We start from the raw sequence: 12,398 nt of genomic DNA, 5'->3' as shown, positions 1-12,398 counted from the left end.
GGTGACAGCGCCCGGAGGATGCGTCACCGACTGGGCCCTGGGACACACGGCGACGGACTGGAGGCGCGACTCGCGTGCGCCGATCGGCTCACGTGATCCGTGCCTCCAGTCCGGTTCCCGCAGCGCGTCAGACGCGCGCCGCCAGCGACGCGTCGGCGGCCAGCAGGACGCGCGCCGCCACGGCGACGCCCTCCTCGCGCCCGAGCTCGGTGTCCTCGTGCTCGATGTTCACCCACATCTCCGGATCGACCTCGCGCAGTGCCTCGAGGAACGCTGACCAGTACGCCTCGTCGTGCCCCTTGCCGAGCGCGACGAAGTCCCAGGCCGACGGCTTCGGCCACTCGTTCGCCCACTCGTCCCCGCCGAGGTTCGTGCGCTGCTCGTCGGGCGACAGTCGGCGGAACGAGTTGTCGAGCACGCCGTTGATCGCGGCGTGCGGGTTGATCCGGACGTCCTTCGCGGCGGCGTGGAAAACGAGCGGGCCGAGGTCGCGGACGACCGCCACCGGGTCCATCTGCTGCCAGAACAGGTGCGACGCGTCGAGCTCGACGCCCACGTTGGTCAACCCACCGCGCTCCACGAGCTCACGGATCGTCGCCGGGTTGAACACGACGTTCTGCGGGTGCAGCTCGAGCGCGACCTGGACCCCGTGCTCCCGCGCGAGGGCGTCGATCTCCTGCCAGAACGGCACCGCGACGCTCCACTGGTACTCGATGACGTCGAGCGCGGCGGAGTTCCACGCGTTCACGATCCAGTTCGGACGCGTGCCACCGGGCTCCCCCGCGGGGAGGCCCGACATGGTGACGACGCGGTCCTGGCCGAGGCGTGCGGCGAGGCGGATGCTGCGGCGGACGTCCTCCGCGTGCTGCGGCCCGATCGCGGGGTCCGGGTGCAGCGGGTTGCCGTTGCAGTTCAGGCCGGCGATCGAGACACCGGTCCCGTCGAACTGCGCGAGGAAGGCATCGCGGGCCCCGTCGTCGTCGAGGATCTCGTCGACGTTCGGCACGTGCACCGGCGGCAGGAACCCGCCGGTGTTCAGTTCGATGCCGGTGAGGCCGTTGCCCGCGATGGCCTCGAGCGCCGCGGCGAGCGGGCGGTCGTGGAAGATCGCGTTGTAGAGACCGAGCTTCATGCGTGCACTCCTGCGGTTGCGGCGAGGTCGACGGTCGCTCCCCCGTCAGCGGCGGACCGTGCCACCGCGTCGAGGACCTCCATGTTGTGGACGCCGTCGTCGAACGTGGCGTTCGCCGGCAGCGGGTCGGTCGTGTTGCCCACGACCTCGTCGAGGAAGGCGCGCGCCTGGTACTCGAACATCTGGTTCTGGCCCCAGCCGACACCGGGGGCGTCCATCGCCATGCCGCCGGCGACGTAGGGGTGGTCCGGGCCGAGGACGACCTGGCGGTACCCGCCGAGGCGGGACCCGTCGGACTGCAGCGCGAGGCCGATCTCGGACGCGCGTTCCTGGTCCCAGCGTGCGGCACCGTTCTCGCAGAACACCTCGATGACGAGGCCGTTCGGGTGCGAGGTGGCGACCCGCGACACCTCGAGCGAACCGACCACCGAGCCGTCGCCGAAGCGGGCGTTGAACGTGGCGTAGTCGTCGTTCTCGACGTCGGCGAACTCGCCGGTCAACGGGACGGCCTGGCCGCGCAGGGCGAACCCGGCGGCGATCGGGCGCTTCGTGATGGCGGTCGTGAACATGCCGCCGTTGACGCTCTGCACCTCGCCGGCGAGGAACTCGGCGACGTACGCGAGGTGCGAGCCGACGTCGGCGAGTGCCCCGGTGCCCGGGACTCCCCCGAAGCGCCACGAGAAGGGCACGTCAGGCGAGGAACCGTAGTCGGTCCAGTAGCGGGCGGAGACGTGCAGGACGCGACCGAGGGTGCCGTCCTCGACGAGCTGCTTGATCGCCGCGAGCCCGGGAGCCCGGCGGTAGGTGAAGCCGACCCGTGCGACGAGCCCGCGGGCGGCGGCCTCCGTCGCGGCCGACGCCATCGCGCGGGCGTCGTCGAGCGAGTCCGACAGTGGCTTCTCGCACAGGACGTGCTTGCCGGCGGCCAGCAGCCCCTCGACGATCTCGCGGTGGAGCTTGTTGGCGACGACGACGCTCACGACGTCGATGTCGTCCGCCTCGGCGATCGCTCGCCAGTCGGTGTCGTGCCGGGCGTACCCGAAGCGCTGCGCGGACTCGGCCGCCAGCGGCTCGTAGACGTCGCCGATCGACACGAGCCGCACCGGCGGCAGCGTCGATCCGAAGAGGGACGGTGCGTTCCGCCACGCGGCCATGTGGGCCTTGCCGGCCATGCCCGCGCCGATGACGGCGACGCCGATGCTGTCGCTCATGTTCTCTCCTTCGAGACGGTGGGATGCAGAGTCTGGAACGTTCCAGAACGTGTCGCTAGACTGTAGCCCCACCACCCCATGTCCTGTCAAGGAGCCGCGTGTCCCGACCACCGACGATCATCGACGTCGCCACCCGCGCCGGTGTCTCGAAGTCGCTCGTGTCGATGGTCATGCGCGACGACCCGGGGGTGTCCGACGCCCGCCGGTCCGCGGTCCTCGCCGCTGCCGCAGAGCTCGGGTACCGGCCGAACCGCGCCGCCGCGATCCTCGCCGGCACACGCACCCGCACGATCGGCGTCGTCGTCGACGACTTCCGGAACCCCTGGTACGTCCCGATGCTCGACGGCGTCCGCGAGGCCCTCGCCCCGCACGGCCTCCGGCTGACCCTGGCCGACACGCGCGCCAACGCGCACCTCGATTCCTCACCGTTCGACGACCTCGTGTCGTTGCGGGTGGACGGCGTGGTCCTCGCCGCCGAGGGGTTCCCCGACCTGGTCGTCCCGGCGGACACCCCCGTCGTCATCGCGGGCGAGCGCGCCGAGGTGCCCGGCGGGCTCGACGTGGTCGCCTCGGACGAAGCCGCCGGCGGCCGGTTGGCAGCGGATCACCTCATCGGACTCGGTCACCGCCGCATCGTGCACGTCACCGGCTCGGGAGGCCCGGCTGCCGTCCGCCGCGCCGCCACCGTCGCACGGATGGTCGAGTCCGGCATCGAGCCGCTGGTGTTCGGCGACGGCCCGACCTCGGAGCAGACCGGCTACCAGGGCACACGGCGCGCATTGCAGGACCACCCGGACCTGACCGCCGTGTTCGCCGCGAACGACGTCATGGCGATGGGCGCGATCGCGGCGGTGCACGAAGCAGGCCTCCGGGTGCCGGAGGACGTGTCGGTGGTCGGCAACGACGAGACCCCGCTCGCCGCTTCACCCCTGCTGCGCCTGACCACGGTCGACCCGCACAACGACGAGGTCGGGCGGTTGGCAGCGAACAGACTCGTGGACCTGATCGGTGCCGCCGAGCAGCCGGAGGCGACCAGGACCCTCGTGCCGCCGTCGCTCGTCGTCCGCTCGACGACCGCTCCCCCGCGCGCGTGACGGCGAGTCAGCCGGTCGACGCCGTGCGTGGGCTCTCCGGGACCACCGGGGCCGGCTGGGACCGGGTGTAGTCGACGTACGGGACCACCGTGATCGTGATCGTCGACGGCGTGCTGGTGTTCATGTGGATCTCGCTCCTCACCCTTGCGACTGCCTTCCAGCACCGTATCCACGCCGTACATGTGATCGGAATGCATTCCACATACTCGTTACGGGGTCGTTACTCGAGTGCGCGCGGAGAACCTACGCTGGGGTGATGCTCTCCCGACGTGACGCCGCCGTCCGGCTCGACATCCCCCTCGAGATGGCGACCCACCACGGGATCCCGCCGCGTCTCAGCGAGGCCGACCTGGCGGCGATCGAGCAGGACCCGCCCGCCTGGCTCGTGCAGTCGCGAGCGAACCGCACCGGTGGCAAGAAGGTGTGGGTACACCTGGAGTGCGTGGTCTGCGGCTACAGCGAGACCGCGCGACCGAAGAAGTGGTGGCCCGACTGGGACCACCTGATGTGCGACTACCACGCCCCGTACCAGGCGCCGGAACCCACCGCGGGCTTCACCCGACGCGAGGTCGAGGGCGTCGGCAGCCGCTTCGTCGCACTCGTCGATGAGCGTCGCTGATGCTTCGTCAGTCGCGCAGCTGCACCCAGCGCCCCTCGGAGACCACACGCACCGAACCGCCGTCGACCGCGATGGCGCTCTGCTCGTCGATGGCGTAGGCCGGCCCGCCGATGTCGGCAGCCCACCGCTCCGCCTGTTCGAGGGTGTTCTCCGGGAACGCGTCGAGGTGCGGGAAGACCGAGAAGCCGACGACCCCCAGGGTGCGGTCGTCGGCGGCGCCGTGCCACTCGACGAAGGACGCACCGATCCGCGGGGTCATGACCATGCTCCCGGCACTCACGCCCACCCACACCGTGTCGGGCAACTCGGGCAGGATCTCCGCGAGCCCGGACGCCCGCATCCAGTGACTCAGGTACGTCGCGTCACCGCCGTCGACGAGCAGCACGTCCGCCTCCCGCACCCAGGCTCCCCATCGTTCGACGCCGATCGTCGGAAGCGCGGTGAGCTCCAGGACACCGACCGAGGCCCAGCCCAACCCGGCCAGGTACCGCGAGTCGCTGCCGCCGGCCACCAGGTTCCGCACGGAGGCCGGCCCGCACATCGGGTGACCCCACTGCGCGGTCGGGACGACCAGCGCGTGGCTCTCCTCCACGGGCTTGCCGAGCATGTCCACGAGCGCCGCCCGGATCGTCGGGTTCGTCACGCCCCCTGAGGTCAGCAAGAGCTTCACGTCGTCTCCGTCTCGGGCAGGGCCAGGGTGTTCAGGGACCAGAGCGCGACACCGTGCAGCCCGAGGTCCTCGGCGAGCGCGACCCGGGCGCGGTAGGACCGGGCGTCGGACCAGCGCAGTTCGCGCCCGTCGTCGAGCGTGGCCGACCACTCGCCGGTCCGGGCGGACCACGCCGCAGCGCTCCCCGCAGCCGCACGTGCGGCGTCCGGGCTGAGCTGCGCGTCGCCGGAGCCACCCCAGACGTAGCCGTACCCGGCGATCCCGAGGTCGATCCGGTCCGCGGGGATGCCGGAGCGCTCGGCAGCAGCGACGACTCGCTCCGCCCACGGCAGGGACCCGATGGATCCGGCGCCGGTCCAGGGACCGTGCTGGTCGTACGTCATCAGGACGAACCGGTCGACGTGGTCGGCGAGCGCACCGAGGTCGTACCCGGTGTCGCGGTAGCCACCCGCACTGGTCGACGCCATCACCGCCATCGACACCTCGGCGTCCTTCCCGAGCCGGTCGTCCACCGCCGTCCGGAGCGCAGCGGCGAACGCCACGAGCCCGGCGCGGTCGCGGCTCCGGAGCGACTCGAGGTCGATCTGCACCCCGCGCACGTGCTGCTCGGACGCGAGTTCCGCGAGTCTCGACGCGACCCGCGACCGGTTCCCGGCGTCGGAGAGCAGCGCCGTGCCGACCTCGGGCGAGAAGTCCCCGATCGACTCGGAGTAGTTGCTGACGAGCAGCTCCGGAGCCGCTCCACCGTCGGTCGCTGTCCGGGCGAGCGCCCCGACGCCGGCCGGCAGGTCATTCAGACCAGCGCCGTCGTCCGCGACCGTGACCCCGTCGATCCCGATCGTCGCCGCGCGACTGGACGCGTCGGCCACCAGCCCGGCCGAGTCGTCACCCGGCTCGACGTACGCCTCGACGGCGAGACCGGCAGCGGCACCAGCACCAGCACCAGCACCGTCACCGTCGGCACTGCCGGCATCCGGCCCGGCGGCGCAGCCGCCCAGGACCAGCGCGACTACGACCGCACCGGTGACCACGAGACCCCTCCGCCGCACCATGCGCACACCGTAGCGTGCGGGGCGGGGAGGAGCCGCGCCTCCCGTCAGACCGTCGCACCCTCGAGCCGGTCGACCGCGATCGCGAGCTCCTCGAGTTCCGGGACCTCTCGCGCTTCGGCGAGGGCCGCTTCCAGCGCGGCCGCGTGGATCGGCGTGGCCGCGTCGAGCAGCCGCTGCCCCGCGTGGGTCAGCTCGGTGTAGAGCCCGCGGCGATCGTCGGCGCAGAGGACACGGGTGAGGAGCGCTCGCTCCTCGAGCCGGTTCACCAGACGGGTGGTCGCACTCGGGCTGAGTGCCGCGGCGCGGGCGAGCTGCTGCATGCGCATGTGGAAGCCGTCCTGGCGGCGGAGGGCGTCGAGGACGGTGAACTCGACGACGGAGAGGTCGACCTCACGGAGGCCGCGCTCGAGCCGCGTCTCGATCAAGCCGTGCAGGGCTGCGAGCGTGCGCCAGCCGTGGGCGCGGACGGCGACGGACGTGTCGTCGACGGACATGGACTCTCCCAACTCGTGGTCGCGGGCGCAGATGATTGCTTGCGCGGATACCCCGCGTGTGCAACTATCGATATCCCGCGTCTGCAACAACCAGCGTACGCGGCACAGCTGCACCGCACAACGGAAGGACATCCATGCCCGCGGGACTCATCGCCCTCGCACTCGGCGGATTCGGCATCGGCCTGACCGAGTTCGTCATCACCGGGCTCCTGCCCGAGGTCGCCGCCGACTACGGCGTGACCGAGACGACCGCCGGCTGGCTCGTCACCGGGTACGCACTCGCCGTGATCGTCGGGGCGCTCGGCCTCACCGCCGCCACCACCCGACTCCCCCGCAAGCCCGTGCTCATCGGACTCCTCGTGCTGTTCGTCATCGGCAACACGCTCTCCGCGGTCGCGCCGGTGTACGGCGTCATGATGCTCGGCCGTGTGATCGCCGCACTCTGCCACGGAGCGTTCTTCGGCATCGGCTCCGTCGTCGCGTCGAACATGGTCGAGCGGTCGAAGCGCGCCTCGGCCGTCGCCCTGATGTTCACCGGACTCACCGCGTCGAACGTGCTCGGCGTCCCGTTCGGCACGTTCCTCGGTCAGGCGCTCGGTTGGCGCGCCACCTTCTGGGCCATCGCCGTCATCGGCGTGGTCGCCCTCGTCGGCGTGGCGCTGCTCGTGCCGAGCGTCCGGTCGGACACGGAGCAGCCCCCGTCGCTCGTCCGTGAGCTCAGCGCCTTCCGCTCAGGTCAGGTCTGGCTCTCCCTCGGCATGACCGTGCTCGGCTACGGCGGCATGTTCGGCGCCTTCACGTACATCGCGTACACGCTGACGTCCGTCTCCGGCTTCGCGTCGAGCGCCGTCCCGTGGCTGCTCATCGTGTTCGGCGTCGGACTCTTCGTGGGCAACTTCGTCGGCGGCAAGCTGGCCTCGAGGTCGATCGACGGCACCCTCCTGGTCGTCCTGGTCGTGCTCACCGTCGTGCTCGCGCTGTTCGCCGTCGTCGCGACCTCGCCCGTGCTCACCGTGATCGCGCTCGTGCTGATGGGGGCGTTCGGCTTCGCGACGGTGCCGGCCCTGCAGACCCGGGTGATGCAGTACGCCGACCACGCGCCGACCCTGGCCAGCGGTGCGAACATCGCCGCGTTCAACCTCGGCAACGCGCTCGGGGCCTGGATCGGTGGCCTCACGATCGCGGCGGGGCTCGGCTACACCTCGCCGATCTGGGCGGGGGCCGGCATCACACTGGCTGCGGTCGTGCTGACCGTGGTGGCCGCGGGCGCGGCACGCCGCGGCCGTTCGCACGGTGCCGTGACGACGGGGAGCGTCGCGACGGTCTGATGGTGCGTACCCACCGGACTGGAGGCGCGGTGTCGGCTGGCACCGCGCCTCCAGCCCGTCCGTGGTCGCGTCCAGTCCGTCCGTCGTCGCGTCGCGCGCCGTGAGTGAGCAGCAATCGTCGGGTCGCCAGCGCGCACTCGACGATTGCTGCTCAGTCGATGCCGCGCAGGACGCGCTCCGGAACGACGAAACCCCGGTCCGAGTGGACCGGGGTTCGTGTGGTGCGGAGACGGAGGGATTTGAACCCTCGGTCCCCTCAAAGGGGACTCCACCTTAGCAGGGTGGTGCACTCGGCCGGACTATGCGACGTCTCCAAGCACTCTCGCGAGCGCTCCGACCACCATACAGGAGGACGAGCCGAGTCTCGACCTCGGGGGCTCCCGGCCGGGCGCGGCGGGTCCCCCGAAGTGGGGACACGTGGGGGTTGTCCGGCCGTACCCCGCTCAATAGCATCGACGGGACGCGGCGATCACGTTCCGGAGGGTTCCCCTCCGTAGTCGCGACACAGCACCGACGTCGCTCTCCGGAGCCGAGCTCGACGCGCCCGATCGCGGCGCTCGGCCGGGGAGCGACCGAGGGGGCGCGGCCCACCACCGCGCCCCCGACCTCGGTGGTGGCGGGCGGTGCTCACGCGGGGCACGTTTCGGCCCAGGCGACAGTTCTCGGCTTCCAGGGCACGAGAAGTGTCGCTGAGCGCGAGCGTCGCGCGGCGGGTCAGGAGCCGAACGCCTTCGAGCAGGTCTGTTGGTCGGCGGACTGGCCCTGCAGGCCGTCGATCGTGTCGGACGATGCCGTCGCCGCGGGGGTCGGCGCCGCAGAAGGGGCAGCTGCGGCCGGAGCGGACGGGGCAGCAGCCGGAGCGGTCGGCGCAGCAGCCGATCCGGCGGCGGGCCCCGAGCTGGCTGGCTGACCCGCGGACGCCGCGCTCTCGGACCCGATTCCGGTGCTGTCCGCCCCGAGGGAGAACGACTGGTCCGCCTTGATCTTCGTGAACAGCTGCGTCGCGAGCTCGGTCGACGGCTGCACCTTGCCCTCGTACACCCCGGTGCCTCCGGTCGTGCCGGGGTACTGCACGAAGTTGACCTGCGCGAGCGGGAGATCCTGCAGCGCCCGTCCCATCTGGACCATCGTGCCGATGTCGTTCAGGCTCTGGGAGAGCTGCATGTTCGACGCCGCCGCGCGGGCCAGCTTGTACAGGGTGGTCGGCGAGGTGAGGGTGTCGTTCGACTTCACCGTCCGGAGCAGCGAGGACAGGAAGACCTGCTGGCTCGAGATGCGCCCGAGGTCGGAGCCGTCACCGACACCGTGCCGGGAGCGCAGGAACGCGAGGGCCTGGTCACCCTGGAGCGTGGTCGTGCCCTGCGACAGGTCGAGCCCCGTGTACCGGTCGTGGATCGGCTGGGCGACGCAGACGGGCACGCCGCCGATGGCGTTCGACATCTCGATCACACCGTTGAACGACACCGCCGCCGAGTACTGCACGGGCAGGCCGGTGAGTCCCTGGACGGTCTGCACGACGCAGTTGAGCCCGCCCTCGCCCCACGCGCTGTTGATCGGCTGCGCCGCCATGGCCGGCGTGGTGCCGGACCCGTCGGGCTTCTGGCACCCGGGGATGGGCGTGATGAGGTCACGAGGGATGCTGACGGCCGTGGCGTTGGTGTGGTCGGCGGACACGTGCAGCAGGATGTTCACGTCGTTGAGGGTGGCGTCGCGTTCGCCGTACGCGGTCCCCTGCTCCGGGTCGTTGTCCGTGCCGACGACGAGCATGTTGAACCCGCCCTTGTAGGAGCTGAGCGCCGTGGCGCCCTTGGCCTTCGGCGCAGGCTGCCCCTGGATCTGCACGCCCTCGCCGAGGTCGTCGGTCACCTGCTTGGCGGCGATCGCGGCGACGGACGCGGAACTGACGAGGGCGACGGCTGCCACACCGGAGAGCACCTGCATCGCCGTGCTGAGGGGGTGGCGGTGGCGGAGACGTCCGTGCCGTGCGATCCCGTTCGCTCGGTTGAGTCGGTGGGATCGGTCGCGGACGTCGTTCACGGGCACTCCTGTCGTGTGCGGACACAGTGCACGCCGATGGAGCTGGCGCACAGGCAGCGCCCATCCTTCCGGGCGCCGGGGCGTCCCACACGGGCCCGGTCGGTCCCGGGCCGCGGAGACGGCAACCGGACCACCCTGCCACGGGCGCACCTGGCGATTCAGTGCGAGCGTCCCCCGAATCCGCGGTGAGTGTCAGGCCGCGGTCCGGAACCGATCCGGCATCACGATGAGCGCATCGGCGAGCTCGACGAGCGCCGCGGCGCACTCGTCGAGGGCTTCACGCTCCGCCGCGACGGTGGCCCGTTCGACGATCCGGACCCGCTCGCGTCGTGCGACGACGGCGTCGATCCCGTTGGCCAGCGCGACCTCGTCCGTGAAGAACGCGTCGAGGACGGCGCGCTGCGACAGCAACCAGTCCGCGCTGACGGACGCACCGTTCCGCCGGAGCCACCACGCCCCGAGTTCCACGAACGCGCCACCCTCGGTCGCGCACTCACGCAACCACGCCACGTCGAAGCGGTCCGGACAGGTGGCAGCTCCCGCGGACGGTTCGGTGATCATCGTCCGCGCGATCCGGATGCGCTCGATCATGTGGTCCACCGTCCAGTGCGAGATGACGACCCCGACGTACCGCTGGACCGTGACGAGGCAGAGGGTCTCCAACGGCACGAGGGCCTCACGCACGGGGGTGCGGGAGACGCGCATGTCCGCGGCGATGGTGTCGAGTCGGATGCGCTGCCCGCGGCGGTACACGCCACGAAGGACGTTGTCGAGCAGCCGCGCGAACACGGCGTCCCGGAGGAGACTCCGCCGGATGCCGTACGGATCCTCGCCCTCGCGGCCCGCGCAACTCGGTGATCGCTCCATGTCGCCAGGATCACCCACGACCGGTCCCGCGGGGTTCCGTGGGCGCCGTGCCGTGGAGGGTGTCGGGAACGCGGGTGCTGTGGAGGAGTGCCATGCCTGCACGATGACAGGCGTCGGAACGACGTGCTAAACACTCCGCATACGGAATACTACTTCCGCGGGGCGTCGGCTTCCTTCGTCAGGACCGACAACGGCTGCGTGACGTCCTCGAGCCCCTTCCGTGCCGCGTCGACCCCGAAGACCAGCGCGACGACGCCGCCCGCGATCATCACCGCGGACCCGAGCAGGTACCCCCAGAACAGCGGCTCGCGCGAGGATCCGTCGCCGATGAGCGCCCCGTAGATGAGCGGCGCGATCGCACCGAAGATCTGCGCCAGCGCGAAGAAGTACGAGATCGCCTGCGACCGGAGCTCGAGCGGGAAGATCTCGCTCACGGTCAAGTACGCGCTCGACGCACCCGCCGAGGCGAAGAAGAACGACACGCACCAGAAGACCACCTGCACGCCGGCGCTGATCGCGTCCGCCTGGAACAGGAACGCCGAGGTGGCGAGCACGAGCCCGGACACCAGGTACGTCGAGAAGATCATCTGCCGGCGACCCCAGGTGTCGAAGAACCGACCGAGGATGATCGGTCCGAGCAGGTTGCCGATCGCGAAGGGGAAGAAGTACACCGACGTCTCGGCGGTCTTCAGACCGAAGAAGTTCGTGAGCACCAGTGCGTACGTGAAGAAGATCGCGTTGTAGAGGAACGCCTGCGTGATCATCATCGTCGCGCCGACCAGGGTCCGGGTCGGGTACTGCCGGAACAGCACCTTCACGATCGTCCGGAACTTCACGTTGTCCATCGGCGTGACGGTCATCGCCTTGGACGAATCGACCTCCGGCAGCCGGTGCCCGGTGGACTTCTCCACCGACTCCTCGATCTGCGTGACCGTCGCCTCCGCCTCGTCCTCGCGTCCGTGGGTCATCAGCCACCTCGGACTCTCCGGGATGTGCCGTCGCAGGAAGATGATCGCGATGCCGAGCACCGGGCCGAGGAAGAACCCGATGCGCCAACCGATGTTCTCGGCGAAGTTGGCCGTGTCGAGCAGGTAGATGTTCGCGAAGGCACCGAGCGCGGCACCGCCCCAGTACGTCCCGTTGATCGCGATGTCGACGTGCCCGCGGTACTTCGCCGGGATGAGCTCGTCGATCGCCGAGTTGATCGCCGCGTACTCGCCGCCGATGCCGAGACCCGCGACGAACCGGAAGGCCGCGAGGAACCAGAAGTCCTGCGCGAGCCCCGCGATGCCGGAGCCGATCAGGTAGATGGCCAGCGTGAGGATGAAGAGCTTCCGACGACCCAGTCGGTCGGACATCCGGCCGAAGACGATCGCACCGACGACCTGCCCGATGAGGTAGATGGTGCCGAGCGAGGTCACCTGCTGGGTCGACAGGTTCAGGTCCGCCTGGAACCCGGCGTTCGACACGATCTGGATCTCGAGTCCGTCGAGGACCCAGGAGACACCGAGTCCCACCACGACACTCCAGTGGAACCGTGTCCACGGGAGTCTGTCCATCCTGGCGGGGACCAGGCTCTTGATCGCCCCGTTCGTCGTCGCGCTGCTCACGAAAGGGGAACCTACGCCGAGATCGCCCCGATGGTTCAGGGTCGGAACGACACGTGTCCGGCGGCGGAGCCGGATCCCCCTATCGAATCCGGCTCCGACGCCGGAACGACAATCATTGCAATTGCTATGAAAACCCACAAGCGGACGGCCGGGGGGGGCGGGGGGGGGGCCCCCCCCCCCCCCCCCCCCGCGGGGGGGGGGGGGGGGGCCCCCCGCGGAGCCGGCCAGAAGTGTGACCACCCCCCCAACCACAACGGCGCGGGCCGCCCCCCACAAGGCCCCCC

Annotated in this window: 11 protein-coding genes and 1 tRNA gene; 3 read left to right on the top strand and 9 right to left on the bottom strand. The window is 70.8% G+C overall.

Going from position 1 to position 12,398, the window contains the following annotated elements:
* Positions 1–127 precede the first annotated feature (127 nt).
* Both ABIC61_RS00060 and ABIC61_RS00055 read right to left on the bottom strand, forming a co-directional pair.
* Positions 128–1,132: a sugar phosphate isomerase/epimerase family protein gene (locus ABIC61_RS00060; RefSeq protein ID WP_354028317.1), complete on the bottom strand. Its 1,005-nt coding sequence runs from the start codon at positions 1,130–1,132 to the stop codon at positions 128–130.
* Complete coding sequence (locus tag ABIC61_RS00055) at positions 1,129–2,343, bottom strand: Gfo/Idh/MocA family protein (protein ID WP_354028316.1); 1,215 nt, start codon at positions 2,341–2,343, stop codon at positions 1,129–1,131. The genes ABIC61_RS00060 and ABIC61_RS00055 overlap by 4 nt, the downstream gene beginning before the upstream one ends.
* A gap of 98 nt (positions 2,344–2,441) precedes the next feature.
* Between ABIC61_RS00055 and ABIC61_RS00050 the strand changes: the two genes are divergently transcribed.
* Together ABIC61_RS00050 and ABIC61_RS00045 are read left to right on the top strand one after the other, a co-directional pair.
* Positions 2,442–3,437, top strand: coding sequence for a LacI family DNA-binding transcriptional regulator (locus ABIC61_RS00050; protein WP_354028315.1), 996 nt, complete (start codon positions 2,442–2,444; stop codon positions 3,435–3,437).
* Between the two features lie 256 nt (positions 3,438–3,693).
* A complete protein-coding gene (locus ABIC61_RS00045) occupies positions 3,694–4,056 on the top strand; it encodes a hypothetical protein (RefSeq protein WP_354028314.1) in 363 nt (120 codons plus the stop codon).
* A 7-nt stretch (positions 4,057–4,063) separates the two neighbouring features.
* Here ABIC61_RS00045 and ABIC61_RS00040 read toward each other — a convergent pair whose 3' ends face one another.
* The 3 genes from ABIC61_RS00040 to ABIC61_RS00030 are packed head-to-tail and all read right to left on the bottom strand — an operon-like array spanning position 4,064 to position 6,272.
* Positions 4,064–4,726, bottom strand: a complete 663-nt coding sequence (locus ABIC61_RS00040; protein WP_354028313.1) for a Type 1 glutamine amidotransferase-like domain-containing protein — start codon at positions 4,724–4,726, stop codon at positions 4,064–4,066.
* Entirely contained in the window at positions 4,723–5,778 is a 1,056-nt protein-coding gene (locus ABIC61_RS00035; protein WP_354028312.1) for a glycosyl hydrolase family 18 protein, read from the bottom strand. Before ABIC61_RS00035 ends, ABIC61_RS00040 begins: the two co-directional genes overlap by 4 nt.
* Positions 5,779–5,822: 44 nt before the next feature.
* Complete coding sequence (locus ABIC61_RS00030) at positions 5,823–6,272, bottom strand: MarR family winged helix-turn-helix transcriptional regulator (RefSeq protein WP_144751321.1); 450 nt, start codon at positions 6,270–6,272, stop codon at positions 5,823–5,825.
* Positions 6,273–6,406: 134 nt separating this feature from the next.
* Here ABIC61_RS00030 and ABIC61_RS00025 point away from each other — a divergent pair, with 134 nt between their 5' ends.
* On the top strand, positions 6,407–7,600 hold the full coding sequence (locus tag ABIC61_RS00025; RefSeq protein ID WP_354028311.1) for an MFS transporter: 1,194 nt from the start codon (positions 6,407–6,409) through the stop codon (positions 7,598–7,600).
* Between the two features lie 224 nt (positions 7,601–7,824).
* Here the strand turns inward: ABIC61_RS00025 and ABIC61_RS00020 are convergent.
* From ABIC61_RS00020 to ABIC61_RS00005, 4 genes are all read right to left on the bottom strand, one after another.
* Positions 7,825–7,914: transfer RNA gene (locus ABIC61_RS00020), tRNA-Ser, on the bottom strand.
* Positions 7,915–8,314: 400 nt separating this feature from the next.
* Positions 8,315–9,637 (bottom strand): LCP family protein, encoded by a 1,323-nt coding sequence (locus ABIC61_RS00015; RefSeq protein ID WP_354028310.1) that lies wholly within the window; start codon positions 9,635–9,637, stop codon positions 8,315–8,317.
* Positions 9,638–9,829: 192 nt separating this feature from the next.
* Positions 9,830–10,504, bottom strand: a complete 675-nt coding sequence (locus ABIC61_RS00010; RefSeq protein WP_354028309.1) for a GntR family transcriptional regulator — start codon at positions 10,502–10,504, stop codon at positions 9,830–9,832.
* Positions 10,505–10,653: 149 nt separating this feature from the next.
* Positions 10,654–12,114, bottom strand: coding sequence for an MFS transporter (locus tag ABIC61_RS00005; protein ID WP_354028308.1), 1,461 nt, complete (start codon positions 12,112–12,114; stop codon positions 10,654–10,656).
* Between the last annotated feature and the right edge of the window lie 284 nt (positions 12,115–12,398).

The sequence above is a fragment of the Curtobacterium sp. 1544 genome (genome assembly GCF_040544915.1).
Lineage (GTDB): Bacteria > Actinomycetota > Actinomycetes > Actinomycetales > Microbacteriaceae > Curtobacterium > Curtobacterium pusillum_C.
Note: the sequence above shows the minus strand (reverse complement) of the source record. Positions and strands in the feature narration are given on the sequence as shown.